This window comes from Paraburkholderia diazotrophica, from assembly GCF_900108945.1.
Taxonomy (GTDB): domain Bacteria; phylum Pseudomonadota; class Gammaproteobacteria; order Burkholderiales; family Burkholderiaceae; genus Paraburkholderia; species Paraburkholderia diazotrophica.
In genome coordinates, this window is sequence record NZ_FNYE01000040.1 from 58019 (window position 1) to 73752 (window position 15734).

Sequence of the window (15734 nt, forward strand, 5' to 3'; positions counted from 1 at the left end):
CGCCGATGAATCAACGAGTCGAGTCAGCCAAGCTCGAATTGGCACAGGCAACGGGAGCGCCCGCCGCGCGCTCATGGACCACCAGGCGCGACGAGAAAAGACGCAGGCTCGCCGCGATCGAGCCTTGGCTCGAAGACGGCATTCTTCCCGCCGCGCGCATCGTCGATGCGCTCGAAACGCTGATCCGCCCCGGCGATCGCGTCGCACTCGAAGGCGACAACCAGAAACAAGCCGACTTCCTCTCGCGCTCGTTCGCGAAGGTCGATCCGCAAAAAGTGCACGACGTGCATCTGCTGATTTCGAGCATCAGCCGACCCGAGCATCTGACGCTGTTCGAAAAGAACATCGCACACAAGGTCGATTTCTCGTTTGCCGGTCCGCAGAGCCTGCGCGTCGCGCAACTGCTCGAAGACGGCCAGCTCGAAATTGGCGCGATCTATACGTACGTCGAACTGTATGCGCGCATGTTCGTCGACCTCACGCCGCACGTCGCGCTGCTGTGCGCGGAAAAGGCCGACCGTCACGGCAATCTCTACACCGGCCCGAATACGGAAGACACGCCGACCATCGCCGAAGCCGCCGCGTTCCGGCACGGCATCGTGATCGTGCAGGTCAACGAGATCGTCGATGAATTGCCGCGCGTCGATATTCCCGCGTCGTGGGTCGACGTGGTCGTGCAGGCGGACCGCCCGTTCGCCGTCGAGCCGCTTTTCACACGCGATCCGCGTCACATCGGCGACTTGCAGGTGCTGACCGCGATGATGGTCATCAAGGGCATCTACGAGCCGTATGGGATTTCGTCGCTGAATCATGGCATCGGCTTCGACACGGCCGCGATCGAACTGCTGCTGCCAACGTACGGCGAATCGCTCGACCTCAAGGGCAAGATCTGCCGCAACTGGACGCTCAATCCGCACCCGACGCTGATTCCCGCGATCGAGTCGGGCTGGGTCGACAGCGTGCATTGCTTCGGCAGCGAAGTCGGCATGGAGGCGTATATCGAAGCGCGCCCCGATGTGTTCTTCACGGGCAACGACGGCACGCTGCGCTCGAACCGCGTGCTGTGCCAGCTGGCCGGGCAATACGGCGTGGACCTCTTCATCGGCTCGACGTTGCAGATCGACGGTGACGCGAATTCGTCGACGGTCACGCGCGGGCGCCTCGCGGGCTTCGGCGGCGCGCCGAACATGGGACACGATCCGCGCGGCCGGCGTCATGCGAGCGAAGCGTGGCTCAAGCTGCTGAAGGATCAGGGGCCCGTGTCGCGCGGCAAGAAGCTCGTCGTGCAACTCGCCGAAACGTACAAGAAAGGCGGCGAGCCGACCTTCGTCGATGAACTCGATGCCATCGCCGTCGGCGCAAAGAGCGGCATGCCCGTTGCGCCCGTGATGATCTACGGCGACGACGTGAGCCATGTCGTTACGGAAGAAGGCATCGCGCATCTGCACAAGGCGGAAGGCATCGAAGAGCGGCGCGCAGCCGTTGCCGCCGTCGCGGGCGTGACGCCCATCGGCTTGCGCGCGAAGCCGGAAAAGACGGCCGAGTTGCGCCGCCGCGGCATCGTCGCGTATCCGGAAGATCTCGGCATCCGGCGCGGCGAAGCGAAGCGCTCGCTGCTCGCGGCGCGCAGCATCGACGATCTCGTTACGTGGTCGGGCGGACTCTATACGCCGCCGGCGCGCTTCCGTAGCTGGTGACGCGATGGGCTTGCTTTCCACCTTGCGTTCGGATGCGGCTGCTGTTCGCCGCGCGCGCGTCGACGACTTTCGTGGCAAGTACGGTGCGCTGTCGGACGCATCGCTCGCTGAGCTTGCCGTCGCATCGCTGATCGAAGAAGCGCAACTGACACCGAAGCCCGCGCTCGTCGATGCGCGCGGCAGCGGCGCGCATCGCGATCTCGACTTGCCGCTGATGCTGTGCTCGGCCCGCGCGCTCGAACCGACGTTCGCGGCGCTCGCGCGCGCATCGCGTGGCCGCATGCCGTCCGCGACGTTGCGCGCGGAACTCGCGCAGCTCGGACGCGCGGGCGAACAGGACATGATGCGCGCGACGGACGGCAGCAATGCGCATCGCGGCGCGATATGGATCGTCGGCCTGCTGGTTGCGGGCGCGGCCATCGTGTTCGACAAAGACGCGCCGCTTGCTTCGCCGGCGTTGCCGTTGCACGCCTATGCCTACGCACATGCGCATCCGCATGCCGCGCGCGTCTGCGAACTCGCCGCGCAGATCGCCTGCTTTCCCGATCGCTTCGCCGCGCCCGCCGACAGCCACGGCGAGCGCGCGCGTCGGCGGTATCGCGTCGGCGGCGCGCGCCAGGAAGCGCAGGACGGCTTTCCGCATGTGATCGGCGTCGGCCTGCCCGCATTGCGCGCGGCGCGCGCGAACGGCATCCGCGAGGACGACGCGCGTCTTGACGCGCTGCTTGCGATCATGGGCTCGCTCGACGATACCTGCCTGCTGCATCGCGCGGGTCTCGCCGGTCTGCGCGCGGGACAACGCGGCGCGCGCGCAGTGCTCGCGGCAGGCGGCGCATCGACGGCAGCGGGACGCGCGGCGCTCGATGCGCTCGACGCCGAGCTGCTGTCGCTCAACGCTTCTCCCGGCGGCGCAGCCGATCTGCTCGCCGCCACCCTCTTCATCGACAGGCTGGCCCATCGCGCGGCCAGCGGGAGCTGAAACTGATGGAACAGATGACATTCGACTATCCGGCGCAACGCGCGATCACGACACGCGCGCATGTGGGCGTCGTCGGCTCGGGGGATCTCGAAGTGCTGCTGTCGCCCGCCGATGCAATGAAGGCGTCGGTGACGGTGCGCACCAGCGTCGACGGTTACGGGCATATCTGGAAGAGCGTGCTCGACCGCTTCTTCACGCGCTATGACGGCGCCGCGCAGATCGAGATCAACGACTTCGGCGCAACGCCCGGCGTCGTCGCGCTGCGTCTTGCAGAAGCAGTCGAAGCGGCCGAAGCGAACGGCCAGGGAGCGAGCGCATGAGCACGATGACGACACCCGCCGCACCCGCGTTGACGCTGCGCGACAGCTTCATCGAACTGCCCGCGCGCGAGCGGGCGCGCGCGCTCTTCGACGAAGGCACGTTCCGCGAATTGCTTGGTCCGTTCGATCGCATCGAATCGCCGTGGCTGCCGTTGCAAGGCATCGTCTGCCAGGCCGACGACGGCGCGGTGATCGCGCGCGGCACGATCGACGGCGAGCCCGCCGTGATCGCCGCAATCGAATCCGCGTTCCAGGGCGGCAGCATCGGCGAGGTCTCGGGCAGCAAGATCGCGGCAGCGCTCGAACTCGCGCTGCGCGATTGCGAGCGCGGCAAGATCGTGCGGCCCGTCGTGCTGTTCGAAACGGGCGGCGTGCGCTTGCAGGAAGCGAATCTCGGGCTTGCCGTGATCGCGGAGATCCAGGCGGCGATTGTCGCGTTGCGGCGTCATGTGCCCGTCGTCGGCGTGATCGCGGGGATGGTCGGCTGCTTCGGCGGCATGTCGCTCGCGGCCGCGCTGTGCTCGTATCTGATCGCGACGAAACAGGGACGGCTCGGCATGAACGGTCCCGAAGTGATCGAGCAGGAAGCGGGCATCGAAGAACTCGATGCGAGCGACCGGCGCCGCGTGTGGCAAATGATCGGCGGCGAGCAGCGCGCGGCGACGGGACTCGCCGACGCGCTCGTCGACGACGACGCGCACGCGATCCGCGCCGCGATTCGCGATGCGTTCACGCGCGGCGTGCCTGCTGCGCATCGCAGCGAACAGGTGTCGGTGTATCTGGAACGGCTTGCGCGGATCGATCCCGACAACGTATCGCCGGAAACGATGCGTGGTGTGTTCAACGCAAACGCGATGGCAAATGCGGCGGGCGCGCCGCGCAAGGAGCAATGATGAGCGATGCGAACAACGAACGCGCACTCACGCGCGGCATGCGCTGGTTCAGGGCGCTCGCGGGCAGCGCCACAGCCGTGGCCGCGCCCGTCTGGTCCGGCGACGGCGCGCTCGGCAGTGTGCCCGGCAGTGAAGCGGCGCGCTTCATCGCCGTCGTGCCCGATCCGCACAACCGCTTTCCGCGCGCAACCGACAACGTCGTCGGCCTCGAACAGGGCTGGCGGCTCGCGCAAGCGGTGCGCGAAGCGATCGCACGCGATGCGTCGTCGGAACGCAAGCGCCCCATCGTCGCGATCGTCGATGTGAAGAGCCAGGCGTATGGCTATCGCGAAGAGACGCTCGGCATTCATCTCGCATGTGCGGCGGCCGTCGATGCGTATGCGAGCGCGCGCGATGCGGGGCACCCCGTCGTCGCGCTGATCGTCGGGCCGGCGATGTCGGGCGCGTTCCTCGCGCACGGCTATCAGGCGAACCGGATCGTCGCGCTCGACGCGCCGGGCACGATGGTGCACGCGATGGGCAAGGAAGCGGCCGCGCGCGTCACGCGACGCACCGTCGAAGAACTCGACAAGCTCGGCGAAACAATCACGCCGATGTCGTACACGATGGCCTCGTTCGCGAAGCTCGGGCTGCTCGACACGCTGATCGAAGGCATCGATGCCGATGCGCCGACGGGTGCGCAGATCGAACGCGTGCGCGGCGTGCTGGCCGAATCGGTGCGCAGCGCGCGGTCCGATGAACGCGGGCTGTCGCGGCGGCTGCAATCGGATACGGCGAAGCAGACGCGCGCCGCGTCGATCGAAGTGCGGCGTCGGCTCGCCGAGCAGTGGGATGCCGCGTGATGCGTGTGTGCGCGGTTGCTCCGTTTGCGCCCGACGATGCGGCTGCTTCAGACGATCCGCGTTGGCAGCCGCATGACATTCTGCGTTTGCGTCGACTCGAAGCGTTCGACAACGAACCGGCGTGGTTCCGCGATGCATTCGCGCGCGCGCCGTTCGTCGTCGTGAGACGGGCGCAAGTGGCGCCGGGTTTTGTCGCGGTGGGCGTGCGCGGCGTGGCGCGTAACGAACGATATGGAACGTGGGCGCGCTGCGATGACATCGATGCAGTGGTGAAGCCGGAAGCGTTGACGCCGGCTTCGGCGCTCTCTGCCGATCGCCGCGCGTTGCCTGCGCTCGTCGCGCTGGATGCGTTGCGCCGAGAATCGCCGTTGACGCTCGATACATTCGCATGGGGACCGACGGGAAGCGTCGGCTTCGAACTCGCGACCTTCACGCCGACGGTCACTTCGACGAGCGATCTCGATCTGTTGATACGGATGCCGAATCACTTTCCGCGCGACGAAGCGCAGCGGCTGCAAGCCCTGCTCGACACGCATGCGATGCGCGCCGGCATCCGCATCGACGCACAACTCGAAACGCCGTCGGGTGGCGTCGCGCTCGTCGAATATGCGTCCGGCAAGGCGCGCGTGATGGCGCGGCATGCGAGCGGCCCGCGGCTCGTCGCCGATCCGTGGGCGCGGATTCACGCGCAGGCGGGTGTCTGATGCTCGCGTATCTCTTTCCTGGTCAGGGCGCGCAATCCGAGGGCTTCTTGCATCGTCTCGGCGACCATGCCGCGATTCGATCGACGCTCGATGAGGCGTCGCAAGCGCTCGGCGTCGATGTGCTCACGCTCGACACGCCGATCGCGCTCGAATCGACCGTCGCCGTGCAGACGGGCTTGCTGATCGCAGGCGTCGCGATGCAGCGGGCACTCGACGCCGAAGGACTCGCGCCGGCGATCAGCGCGGGCTTGTCCGTGGGTGCATATGCGGCGGCTGTCAGCTGCGGCTCGATTGCGTTCGCCGATGCGCTGCTGATGGTCCGCAAGCGCGCCGAACTGATGGAAACCGCCTACCCCAGCGGGTACGGACTCGCGGCGATCGCGGGAATGACCGAGCACGAAGTCGAACGGCTCGCCGATGCGCAAGCGCGTGACTCGAATGAACGCGTGTACGTCGGCAACGTGAATGCGCCGCGCCAGATCGTCGTCGCGGGATCGAACCGCGCGCTCGATGCGTTCATCGAGCGCGCACTCGCGGAAGGCGCACGCAAGGCGACGCGGCTTGTCGTCAGCGTGCCGTCGCATTGCGAGCTGCTCGCCGCAGCCGCTGACGCGCTCACGGACTATGCGCGCAGCGTGCCGTTTCGCGCGCCTTCGAGTCTCTACATCGGCAATCGCGGCGGCCGCGCACTGCATACGGCCGACGCCATCCGCGACGATCTGGCGACGAACATGCGCTATACGGTCCGCTGGTTCGACGCGTTGACGGTGATGGTGGAAATGGGCGCGAACGTGTTCGTCGAAGCGCCGCCGGGACAGGTGCTGACCGATATCGTCCGCGAACAGCATCTGGATGTGGCCGCCATCGCCGCGAGCACGCTGCCGTTCGACCGGCTCGCGCCGACCATTCATCGCCGTATCGAATCCGCTGACTGAAACCGGTTCCTTATGCGCATAAATTTTTTCTAATTTTTAATGCGCATGTAGCAATCCAACGGGGCTATTTTCCGGGCGTAACGAAGCGGAACGTCAGATTCACGCGCTCGCCCTGCACCTTCGGCTCTTTCGGCACGCGATGCCGCCATTCGGCCTGCGTCCTTCCGCGCATCACGAGCAGGCTGCCGCCCTTCAGCTGATACGACTGCACGACGCCCGTCCTGTTGTGCTGCAGATCGAACCGGCGCGCCACGCCGAGACTCACTGACGCGATCACGGGCTCCTTGCCGAGTTCGGGCTCGCGGTCCGCGTGCCAGCCCATGCTGTCCGCGCCGCTGCGATAGCGGTTGAGCAGCACGCTGTTGAAGGGCGCATCGCAGGTTGCCTCGACGGCCGACCTCAGCTCTGCGACGGCGGGCGTCCACGGCTGCGGCACGTTGCGGATGCCCGAGTACACGTAGACGGCATCCCGCTCGCCTTGCCACGCGGTCAGGCGCGGCAGCGGCACGCGGCCCGCGGGCGTGAACATCGAATCCTGCTGCCAGGCCACTTCGGCGACGATGCGCGCGAGCAACTGCGCGGCGGCGTCGGGCGCGAGCCAGTCGGGGAACCACATGACATCGGGAGTCGGCAAATCGTCGAACAAATCGGCGGACATCGTATTGCGATCGCGAGCCGGCGCTCGCGAAGCCTCTCTTGCAAGGGAACAGGGTTATTATCCGACGTGCCGCTGCGACGCGTCAGGTGTCGACGGGAGTTAGCGCTTCAGCACTTACTCCCGTCCCATGCAACATGATTGCCGTCCAGCTTGCGCTTTCATCCGCACACCAGAAACCGTACTCCTCATCATCATGACTCTTTCCGACGACGCACTCGATCAACTGTTCCGCACTGCCCGCACGCACAACGGCTGGCAGCCGCGGCCCGTCGACGATTCTCTGCTCAGGCAACTGGTCGAGCTCGTGCTGCTGGGCCCGACGTCGGCCAATTCGAGCCCGGCGCGCTTCGTGTTCGTCAAGACGCTGGAGGGCAAGGCGCGGCTGCGTCCCGCGTTGTCCGAAGGCAATCTGGAGAAGACGATGTCGGCGCCCGTCACGGCCATCGTCGGCATGGACATGGACTTCTACGATCATCTGCCGAAGCTCTTTCCGCACGCCGACGCGCGCAGCTGGTTCGCGGGCAACGACGCCGCAATCGCCGACACTGCGTTTCGCAACTCGACGCTGCAAGGCGGCTATCTGATCATGGCCGCGCGTGCGCTCGGCCTCGATACGGGCGCGATGTCGGGCTTCGACAAGGCGAAGGTGGATGCGGAGTTTTTCGCCGGCACGACCATCAAGTCGAACTTTCTGATCAATCTCGGCTACGGCGACCACTCGAAACTTTTTCCGCGCAGCCCGCGCCTTTCGTTCGACGAAGCGGCGCGGATCGTTTGATCGCTGGCGGTGCGGATCGCAGTTTGCCGATAACGGCGCGCTGATACTGATACGCGTCGCGAGCAAAAGACGCTGTCAACTGGTCAGCATCGCGACGTAGAACACGATCGCGCCGACGAGTGCGCCGACAAAGCAGAAGCCCTCTTCGGCCTCGTCGCCTCGCGAGCGCAGCCACGCAGCGACGACGCCGAAGAACCCCGCCACGCCGAGCGCGACGAATACCATCACGACATAGAACAGCGCGGTGCGGCCCAGCTCGGAGAAATCGATGCTGCGCACGCCGTAATAGACGCCGAGCGCCATCAGCGACAGCACGACCATCGGCAGCATCACGTGGCTGCCTTCATAGCCGATGTGATGCTCGCGATGCGTGATCTTTGTCGTTTTCATGTTTGCCCCCCACCTCGATCCGATATGGCGATCAAGCGCGCCGCTGTCGCTGGCAGGGCATCTATCGCGTTCGTTCATGCCGGGAACGGAACGCGGTGACTACGGACGACAGTGCGCTCACTTTCAGAATAGTCCGTTCATGTCGGCAATTCAATACCCATTTAATACGCATGACGAAGAACTTGTCGTGTCCATCGTGCTGCATCGCAGCGCATGGATATCGGCTGCGCGGCCGCATGGCAGCGAGGCTTCGGCAGGCGCGCGGAACTGCTTGTAGAATGACTGGCCGCCTTCCGTCTGTCTCTCTCAGTCTGTCGGCGTGCTTCCTGCGACTCGTCTCCCGCGCTGCGCCAGCGCCCTGCTCTCACCTATGCGCCGCCTATCGTTTCTTGTCCGGATCATCGCCATCGGCATTCTGCTGCACGTGTACGTCGGCATTCGGATCATTCCCGAACTACCCGTCGATAACGCCGTGAAGTGGCTGTGCGCGCTGTGGCTCGTGCTGTCGGTGCTGCTGATTCCGCTCGGCATGATCGCGCGCACGGTCGAACGGCAGCCGCTCGGCGACCGGCTCGCGTGGGCGGGCTTGCTCCCGCTCGGCTTCTTTTCGTCGCTCCTCGTGCTGACGTTCGCGCGCGAGCTGATGCTGCTCGTCGTGCTGATCGTCGGGGCGCTCGCGCCGCAAGCGATTCACGTCGCGCAGTGGGAGACCGATAGCGCGACTGCCGTGCCGCTGCTCGCGCTGCTGTCGACGGCTGTCGGCTTCGTCAATGCGCGGCGCCGCGCACGCGTCGTGTCGATCGATGTGCCGATCGACGATCTGCCGCGCGCGCTCGATGGCTTCACGATCGTGCAGATCAGCGATATTCACGTCGGTCCGACCATCAAGCGCGGTTACGTCGATGCGATCGTCGATGCCGTGAATCATCTCAAGCCCGATTTGATCGCCGTGACGGGCGATGTCGTCGATGGCAGCGTCGAGCGGCTGTCCGAGCACACGCGTCCGTTGTCGCGCCTGAGCGCGCGTCACGGCGCTTATCTGGTGACTGGGAATCACGAATACTATTCGGGCGCCGATGCGTGGATCGCCGAGTTTCAGCGTCTGGGCCTGCGTGTGCTGCTCAACGAGCATGTCGTCGTCGAGCACGACGGCGCGCAGGCGGTGATCGCGGGCGTCACCGACTATACGGCGGGCCACTTCGATCCCACGCATCGGAGCGACCCGGCCGCGGCGCTCGAAGGCGCGCCCGGCGACGTGCTGATCCGCGTGCTGCTCGCGCATCAGCCGCGTACGGCGGAAGCCGCCGCCAATGCGGGCTTCACGCTGCAACTATCCGGCCATACGCACGGCGGCCAGTTCTTTCCGTGGAATTTCGCTGTGCGGCTGCAACAGCCGTTCGTCGCCGGGCTTTCGCGGCTCGATAACCTGTGGGTCTATACGAGCCGCGGCACCGGGTATTGGGGACCGCCCAAGCGTCTGGGCGCACCGTCGGAGATCACGCGATTACGTCTGGTCGGCAGCGGCGCCTGAACATCAACTGATGCACCAACTGGGCATCGACTGAGATCCGGGCATCGACCGGGCTTCGACTGGACTTTAGCCGGGTCGCTTCGACCCCGGTTCTATCACGCCGTGACCTTTTGGCCCGGCAGCATCGATCCCGTTTCCTGAAACCGCGCGTGCCATGCAAACGCTTCGCGCAGCACGTGCGGCGTCTGTCCGCCGAAACGCAGCGCGTCACGATAGTAGTCGCGCAGCAGATCGCGATAGAGAGGATGCACGCACTTGTCGATGATCAGCGACGCGCGCTCGCGTGGCGCGAGTCCGCGCAAGTCCGCGAGACCGAATTCCGTGACGACGATATCGACGTCGTGTTCGTTGTGGTCGACGTGCGGGACCATCGGCACGACGCTCGAAATCGCGCCGTCCTTCGCAATCGATTTCGTCGCGAAGATCGCGCACGACGCGTTGCGCGCGAAATCGCCCGAGCCGCCGATGCCGTTCATCATGTGCGTGCCGCCGACATGCGTCGAATTCACGTTGCCGTAGATGTCGAACTCGAGCGCCGTGTTCAGCGCGATCAGGCCGAGCCGGCGAATCACTTCAGGATGATTGCTGACCTCTTGCGGACGCAGCATGAGACGGTCGCGATAGCGCGCGAGATCGCCGAACACCTGCGCCTGGCGCTTCTCGGACAACGTGATCGACGCGCCCGATGCGAACGTGACCTTGCCCGCGTCCATCAGATCGAAGGTCGAATCCTGCAGGACTTCCGAGTAGATCATGAACGGCTCGAACGGCGACTCGACGAAACCGGCCAGCACCGCATTCGCGATCGTGCCGATACCAGCCTGCAGCGGCGGCAGCGGAGAAGGCATGCGTGCAAGCGACACCTCATGCTGGAGAAATTCGATCAGATGACCGGCGATGCGCGCGGTGTCTTCGTCGGCGGGCAGCACGGTCGACGGGCTGTCGGGCTTGTCGGTGATGACGATTGCCGCGATCTTCTCGGGCGGAATCTCGATCGCGGTCGTGCCGACGCGGTCGCTCGGCCGCACGATGGGCAGCGGCTCGCGATGCGGTCGGCGGCCCGGAATCCAGATGTCGTGCAAGCCCTCGAAGGCGAGCGGCTGCGCGAGATTGATTTCGACGATGACCTTATCCGCGAGAATCGCGAAGCTCGCCGAGTTGCCGACGGAAGTGGTCGGCACGATGCCGCCCGTCTCCGTGATCGCAACGGCCTCGATGATCGCGACGTCCAGCTTGCCGAGCTGGCCGGCGCGCAGCATTTCGACGGTCTCGGACAGATGCTGGTCGACGAACATCACGTCGCCGCGATTGATCGCGCGGCGCAACGTGTTGTCCACCTGAAACGGCAAACGGCGTGCGAGCACGCCGGCATCCGTCAACAGGCTGTCGACGCCGTGACCGAGCGAGGCGCCCGTCATCAGCGTGATGCGCAGCGGCTTGCCTTCGATACGCGCGCGTTCGGCCAGCGCGACGGGCACGGCCTTCGCGTCGCCCGCGCGCGTAAAGCCGCTCGCGCCGACGCGCATGCCATCGTGAATCAGCAGCGCAGCCTGCGCCGCCGACGTGATCTTGCCGCGCAACGCGGCACAACGAATCCGGTCTTCGTACATGAATGAAAGTCTCTCCGATGTCACGCTCGCGGCAGCCGAAGTGCACGTCTTGTTATAGGTGTGCGTCGTCCCGTTGCCGCCTGATGCCAGTTGATGCTGTGTTGCAGGTGCTTCGCCGTGCCGCTCGGGTCAGCTGCCGAAGTACATCACGCAGTAGCTCACGGGACCGACACACTCATTGGCCTTCTTTGCCGGCGCCGTGGCGGGACGCTGCGTTTCGGGTTGCGCGACGCGCGCCGCGCTCGCCTGGGCAACCTGTTGCGCGCTTTCGTCCGCCGGCGCCGTCTGCGCATGCGCAAGGGCAGCAGCAGACAGCGAACAGGCAATCAGGACCAACTTCAGCGCTTTCATTTCAATCTCTCCATTTGATTCAGTGACTGCGGGAGCAGTGGTTCCAACTATAGGGCCGGGGTCGGCGCGGATTAAGAGGGCCGGGCGGAAGGCATTCTTCCAGGTTGCGGCAAGATCGGCGTTCTGGTTGGAACCGGCTAACGCGCGTCGAATGGCGCGTCCTTGTCGAGCAGCGTCGTGCGGATGAAGTGCAGGCAACTGAGGATGCGCTGCTGGTCGTGGCGCTTCTCGCGATCCGTATGGACGGCATCCAGCACCTGCTGCACGACACGCATCGCCGCGCGCACGGCGATTTGCGCGCGTTGCGCATTCGCCTTGTCGGGCCGCTCGAAAAGCCGCGCGAGGTCGCGCGTGACGCGATCGAGCGAAGGCTTCCAGCGCGTATGCAGTTGCGTCGCGTAGGCCGCGCGCCCGGCGTCGGCGCGCAGATCAATGACGGCGTGACCGACTTCGAGCGTCACCAGCATCCATCGGAGCGCGTACCGGTGGCGTCGCGAGCGCTTGGGCAACAGCATGCGCAGCTGGTGCATCAGGTCGTGCGTGCTCGACTGGAAGCGCTGCGCGAGACCCGCGAGCGACGCCGTGCACGCGAGCGTGATCTGACTGCGCAGATCGCCTTCGATGCGCGCGATCAGCCACGGCATCTGCACGGGGAATACGATCGCGGCGCCGACTGCCGCCACGAGCATCGACACGACGATCGCGATGCCGTTGTTGATCAGTAAGTCGGGCGCGTACGCGACGACATTGTCGGGCGCGGCGAGCAGGCAGAAGAACACCGTGAAGCCGACGCCATAGCCCGAAGTTTTCGCGCGCGACGCGACGAACGTTCCCGCCGTGAGCACGGGCGCGAGCATCGCGCATAGCAGCGGAAAGCCGTCGATGGCGGGATACACGTAGCAGGTGACGAGATAGCCGGCAATTGTCGCGCACGCCGCGCCGACGGACATCTGCAGGGCGAGCTTGACCGGGTTCGGCGCCGACGACGTCAATGCGCAAGTGAGCGCCGCGCCGATCACGGCCATGCCGCCGCTCGGCCAGTCCGTCGCGATCCAGAACGCGCTGACGGCGCCGACGACGGCCGCCGTGCGCGCGAACGTGCACGCGACGACGAACGCGTTGGTCCGGCTCACGTAACGCACGGGCGGCCACTCGCGCGCCGGATTGTGATTGGTCTCGAGCGACGCGTAGGTATCGTTGTATCGAATGAACTCGCCGACGAAGCGATACAGCAACTCTCCCGCGGTATCGAAGTCCGGCAGGCATTGCGGCTCGCTCGACTCCAGCGGACGCCGCGTCGCACGCATTCTTGCCGGCAGCGTCGCCTGAAAGCGCTTGAGTCTGATGGCGATGCCGGCGGCATTGGACGAATCGAAGCGTCGTTCCGTGTGTGAGCCGAGCAATTGCGACAGCTCGCGAAAATACGGCGTGGTCGATTGCACGACGAGAATCGACTGGTTGTCGCGCAGACGCTTCCTTAGCTGATGCAATGCATGCAGACGCGCGCAGACATCCATGAACTCGTGATTCAGCCTTGCAAGCACCTGACTGCGCGAGCGCATGCCGGGGTCCTCGAAGGCTGCGAACGCGCGGGTCGCTTCGAAGCCCACCACTTCATCGACGAGATCCGCGAAATAGCGCTCCGACGTGCCCCGCTCGACGGCCCCATCCAGCACTTTCACGGCGAAGGCAGTAAAATCGAGATGCCTCAGTTGCAGCGCGTTTTGCAGCGCCAGGCTCGACCGGCGCGGCACGATCAGCGCGCTCACTGCGGCCGAGCAAATGATGCCGATCGCCACTTCCGCGGCGCGCGTCAACGCGGCGAGGAACAGGCCGTTCGGCTGCATGACGGTCGGAATGCCGATCAGCGCAGCGGTGTAACCCGCCAGCACGAAGCCGTACCACCGAAAATGCCGATATCGGACCGCCGCCGCCACGCAGGCGCCCATCCAGGCCGTGATGCCGAGCATGTAAAGCTCGGGCTGCTGCGCGAACAGCGCGCCGAGCAGCAGCGCGGCCAGCATCCCGATGAACGTCCCGACAATCCGATAGAAGCTCTTCGCGAGCACCATTCCGCTGAACGGCTGCATCAGGACGAACACGGTCGTCATCGCCGTGCGCGGCTGCTGCAATTCGAGCAGCATCGCGACACCCAGCGCGAGCAGCGCCGCCGTCACCGTTTTGAAGAGATGCAGCCAGACGAGGCCATTGGTGGTCGCCCACTCTTCGCTCGCGTCGGCGATTGCCCGCAACATGCCGGCTCGCCATCCGAGAGAGGCATCGGACGACACTTGCTTCATCGCATGCTGGGGTTTCATTCGTTGAGGCCGCGCTCTGTTTCGGAGGAGCGCGGCACCAGGCATGCACACTCCCACCCTGAAGGCGCAGATTGTAGGAGCCGGCGTTGTGCGAATTAATGCGAGGCCTCGGGAACATCCGTTGCAGAACACTCAACAATGGCGGCATGCAATAGGCGGACAATAACGGCTTGATGTCAGTCAAGAAGAATTGATGGATACGTTACAAAACATGCGAGTGTTCGTACGCGTCGTTGAGGCGGGCAGTTTCACGGCAGCGGCGCAATCGCTGAATACGACGACGGGCGCGATGTCCCGCGCGGTTTCAGAACTCGAGGCGCATCTGCGGACGCGTCTGCTGAACAGATCGACGCGACGCCTCGCGTTGACGACTGCCGGTGAGAGATATCTGAAACGATGTCAGCAGATTCTTGCTGATGTCGATAACGCTGAAGAAGAAGCAAGTGGCGCGCACGAGCGGCCGTCGGGCGTGCTGCGAATGCATAGCTTTGCGAGCATCGGCCAGCACTACGTGTTGCCTGCGATCTCGCGATATCGCGCGCTCTACCCGGAAGTTGCTGTCGAACTTACGCTTTCGCAGCAGATGCCTGATCTGTTCGAAGGCAGCGCCGATGTCGCTGTCGTGGGGGCGTCGACGTTGCCCAATTCCGATCTCGTATCGCTTCTGCTCGGGACCACGTTCAGCATCTTGTGCGCGTCACCCGCTTACATCCACGCGCACGCTGCGCCGCAGACGCCTGCCGATCTGCTGCATCACGATTGTCTGTTGCTCAAAACGCCGGCCTTTCCGACCAGCGAGTGGACACTCGATGGCCCAAATGGCAGCGAAGCGCTGGAAGTGAGCGGGCCCGTGCAGGTGAATATCGCCGAATCGCTGATCGTGGCAATTCGTGAAGGCATGGGGATCGGGATGCTGCCGCTGTACGCGGCCATCGACGGACTGCGAACGGGATCGCTCGTGCGCGTGCTGCCGGAATACACGCTCCAGAAGATGAATGTTTATGCGCTGTATCCGTCGCGAAAGTTCATCGACGCGAAGACGAGGACGTGGGTGGAGTTTTTGCGGACGCATCTGCCGCAGGTCATTGCGCGCGACGTCGCGTTGCTGGGGGAGACCGGAAGCCGGAGCGTGATCGGCGATGCGCTGCGCGCGGGTGATGCCGGCGTTGCCGCGCCGCAGATGAAGCATTAGGGGAAGGTGTTTCAGTTGTCGCGGCTGTGGCTGTGCGGTGGATGCGCAGCCCGGTGCGCCCTCCGGGATGCACCGAGCGGTGCCTGCCGGCAGGACGGCCTGCGTTGATGCGTGGCATGAACGACACGGCACGCGCGGTGAAACAGATGCCAGTGTCTGGGGACAGCGCGTAGCGGTGCGCGTACGGGAGCTATCAACCGGAGGGAGGGTCTGCCGGGAAGAAATGTCTGCCCCGGCCGGGATCGTGGCGCCGGCGCTATCGGGGCGGCGCCAGTCCGAGCGTGCAGCCCGGCTCGTTACCCGTGTCGCCGCTGCCAGCCCGGCTTAAGCAGCGCTGGCCAGCGGCAGGGTAAAAACGCGCCGCTGTAAACGGCCACGGCCCCGCCTTTTGAGGGGCGGGGCCGGGACTGGGGTGAGGAGCCTGACGATTACCTACTTTCACACGGGCAATCCGCACTATCATCGGCGTGGAGTCGTTTCACGGTCCTGTTCGGGATGGGAAGGGGTGGGACCGACTCGCTATGGTCATCAGGCAT

At 65.3% G+C, this 15734-nt stretch carries 15 protein-coding genes and 1 rRNA gene; 10 read left to right on the forward strand and 6 right to left on the reverse strand.

Annotation, left to right across the window (positions count from 1 at the left end; genetic code table 11):
- The first annotated feature begins 5 nt into the window (after window positions 1–5).
- From mdcA to BMW76_RS32965, 7 genes are read left to right on the forward strand one after another with little or no spacing between them, the layout of a single operon-like run.
- Complete coding sequence (gene mdcA, locus BMW76_RS32935) at window positions 6–1697, forward strand: malonate decarboxylase subunit alpha (RefSeq protein WP_090872878.1); 1692 nt, start codon at window positions 6–8, stop codon at window positions 1695–1697.
- 4 nt (window positions 1698–1701) lie between these two features.
- Window positions 1702–2676, forward strand: a complete 975-nt coding sequence (locus tag BMW76_RS32940) for a triphosphoribosyl-dephospho-CoA synthase (RefSeq protein WP_090872880.1) — start codon at window positions 1702–1704, stop codon at window positions 2674–2676.
- A gap of 5 nt (window positions 2677–2681) precedes the next feature.
- Entirely contained in the window at window positions 2682–2996 is a 315-nt protein-coding gene (locus BMW76_RS32945) for a malonate decarboxylase subunit delta (RefSeq protein WP_090872882.1), read from the forward strand.
- A complete protein-coding gene (locus tag BMW76_RS32950) occupies window positions 2993–3889 on the forward strand; it encodes a biotin-independent malonate decarboxylase subunit beta (protein WP_090872884.1) in 897 nt (298 codons plus the stop codon). The genes BMW76_RS32945 and BMW76_RS32950 overlap by 4 nt, the downstream gene beginning before the upstream one ends.
- A complete protein-coding gene (mdcE, locus tag BMW76_RS32955) occupies window positions 3889–4731 on the forward strand; it encodes a biotin-independent malonate decarboxylase subunit gamma (RefSeq protein WP_090872886.1) in 843 nt (280 codons plus the stop codon). Before BMW76_RS32950 ends, mdcE begins: the two co-directional genes overlap by 1 nt.
- Window positions 4731–5435: a malonate decarboxylase holo-ACP synthase gene (locus BMW76_RS32960; RefSeq protein ID WP_090872888.1), complete on the forward strand. Its 705-nt coding sequence runs from the start codon at window positions 4731–4733 to the stop codon at window positions 5433–5435. The genes mdcE and BMW76_RS32960 overlap by 1 nt, the downstream gene beginning before the upstream one ends.
- Window positions 5435–6370, forward strand: coding sequence for an ACP S-malonyltransferase (locus BMW76_RS32965; protein WP_090872889.1), 936 nt, complete (start codon window positions 5435–5437; stop codon window positions 6368–6370). The genes BMW76_RS32960 and BMW76_RS32965 overlap by 1 nt, the downstream gene beginning before the upstream one ends.
- Before the next feature lie 64 nt (window positions 6371–6434).
- On the opposite strand, the gene BMW76_RS32970 is transcribed toward BMW76_RS32965, so the two are convergent.
- Window positions 6435–7028, reverse strand: a complete 594-nt coding sequence (locus BMW76_RS32970) for an alpha-ketoglutarate-dependent dioxygenase AlkB family protein (protein WP_090872891.1) — start codon at window positions 7026–7028, stop codon at window positions 6435–6437.
- Between the two features lie 193 nt (window positions 7029–7221).
- Between BMW76_RS32970 and BMW76_RS32975 the strand changes: the two genes are divergently transcribed.
- Window positions 7222–7806, forward strand: a complete 585-nt coding sequence (locus BMW76_RS32975) for a malonic semialdehyde reductase (RefSeq protein WP_090872893.1) — start codon at window positions 7222–7224, stop codon at window positions 7804–7806.
- A gap of 75 nt (window positions 7807–7881) precedes the next feature.
- Here the strand turns inward: BMW76_RS32975 and BMW76_RS32980 are convergent, their stop codons facing one another.
- Window positions 7882–8196 (reverse strand): hypothetical protein, encoded by a 315-nt coding sequence (locus BMW76_RS32980; RefSeq protein WP_090872895.1) that lies wholly within the window; start codon window positions 8194–8196, stop codon window positions 7882–7884.
- A gap of 370 nt (window positions 8197–8566) precedes the next feature.
- Between BMW76_RS32980 and BMW76_RS32990 the strand changes: the two genes are divergently transcribed.
- Entirely contained in the window at window positions 8567–9727 is a 1161-nt protein-coding gene (locus BMW76_RS32990; protein WP_090872899.1) for a metallophosphoesterase, read from the forward strand.
- Window positions 9728–9822: 95 nt separating this feature from the next.
- On the opposite strand, the gene BMW76_RS32995 is transcribed toward BMW76_RS32990, so the two are convergent.
- From BMW76_RS32995 to BMW76_RS33005, 3 genes are all read right to left on the reverse strand, one after another.
- Window positions 9823–11337, reverse strand: a complete 1515-nt coding sequence (locus BMW76_RS32995) for an acetyl-CoA hydrolase/transferase family protein (RefSeq protein ID WP_090872901.1) — start codon at window positions 11335–11337, stop codon at window positions 9823–9825.
- A gap of 129 nt (window positions 11338–11466) precedes the next feature.
- The gene (locus tag BMW76_RS33000) at window positions 11467–11688 is read right to left on the reverse strand and encodes a hypothetical protein (protein ID WP_090872903.1); all 222 of its coding nucleotides are present in this window, start codon (window positions 11686–11688) and stop codon (window positions 11467–11469) included.
- A gap of 137 nt (window positions 11689–11825) precedes the next feature.
- On the reverse strand, window positions 11826–14006 hold the full coding sequence (locus tag BMW76_RS33005; protein WP_090872905.1) for an FUSC family protein: 2181 nt from the start codon (window positions 14004–14006) through the stop codon (window positions 11826–11828).
- Window positions 14007–14199: 193 nt separating this feature from the next.
- On the opposite strand from BMW76_RS33005, the gene BMW76_RS33010 reads away from it, so the two are divergent.
- On the forward strand, window positions 14200–15198 hold the full coding sequence (locus BMW76_RS33010) for a LysR family transcriptional regulator (protein ID WP_090872907.1): 999 nt from the start codon (window positions 14200–14202) through the stop codon (window positions 15196–15198).
- Window positions 15199–15617: 419 nt separating this feature from the next.
- Here BMW76_RS33010 and rrf read toward each other — a convergent pair.
- Window positions 15618–15731 (reverse strand): 5S ribosomal RNA (gene rrf, locus BMW76_RS33015).
- Between the last annotated feature and the right edge of the window lie 3 nt (window positions 15732–15734).

What these genes read in the sequence shown, in the direction of transcription:
- mdcA (WP_090872878.1), top strand. Translation starts at nt 6, where the DNA reads ATGAATCAACGAGTCGAGTCAGCCAAGCTCGAATTGGCACAGGCAACG.
- BMW76_RS32940 (WP_090872880.1), top strand. Translation starts at nt 1,702, where the DNA reads ATGGGCTTGCTTTCCACCTTGCGTTCGGATGCGGCTGCTGTTCGCCGC.
- BMW76_RS32945 (WP_090872882.1), top strand. Translation starts at nt 2,682, where the DNA reads ATGGAACAGATGACATTCGACTATCCGGCGCAACGCGCGATCACGACA.
- BMW76_RS32950 (WP_090872884.1), top strand. Translation starts at nt 2,993, where the DNA reads ATGAGCACGATGACGACACCCGCCGCACCCGCGTTGACGCTGCGCGAC.
- mdcE (WP_090872886.1), top strand. Translation starts at nt 3,889, where the DNA reads ATGAGCGATGCGAACAACGAACGCGCACTCACGCGCGGCATGCGCTGG.
- BMW76_RS32960 (WP_090872888.1), top strand. Translation starts at nt 4,731, where the DNA reads ATGCGTGTGTGCGCGGTTGCTCCGTTTGCGCCCGACGATGCGGCTGCT.
- BMW76_RS32965 (WP_090872889.1), top strand. Translation starts at nt 5,435, where the DNA reads ATGCTCGCGTATCTCTTTCCTGGTCAGGGCGCGCAATCCGAGGGCTTC.
- BMW76_RS32970 (WP_090872891.1), bottom strand. Translation starts at nt 7,028, where the DNA reads ATGTCCGCCGATTTGTTCGACGATTTGCCGACTCCCGATGTCATGTGG.
- BMW76_RS32975 (WP_090872893.1), top strand. Translation starts at nt 7,222, where the DNA reads ATGACTCTTTCCGACGACGCACTCGATCAACTGTTCCGCACTGCCCGC.
- BMW76_RS32980 (WP_090872895.1), bottom strand. Translation starts at nt 8,196, where the DNA reads ATGAAAACGACAAAGATCACGCATCGCGAGCATCACATCGGCTATGAA.
- BMW76_RS32990 (WP_090872899.1), top strand. Translation starts at nt 8,567, where the DNA reads ATGCGCCGCCTATCGTTTCTTGTCCGGATCATCGCCATCGGCATTCTG.
- BMW76_RS32995 (WP_090872901.1), bottom strand. Translation starts at nt 11,337, where the DNA reads ATGTACGAAGACCGGATTCGTTGTGCCGCGTTGCGCGGCAAGATCACG.
- BMW76_RS33000 (WP_090872903.1), bottom strand. Translation starts at nt 11,688, where the DNA reads ATGAAAGCGCTGAAGTTGGTCCTGATTGCCTGTTCGCTGTCTGCTGCT.
- BMW76_RS33005 (WP_090872905.1), bottom strand. Translation starts at nt 14,006, where the DNA reads ATGAAACCCCAGCATGCGATGAAGCAAGTGTCGTCCGATGCCTCTCTC.
- BMW76_RS33010 (WP_090872907.1), top strand. Translation starts at nt 14,200, where the DNA reads ATGGATACGTTACAAAACATGCGAGTGTTCGTACGCGTCGTTGAGGCG.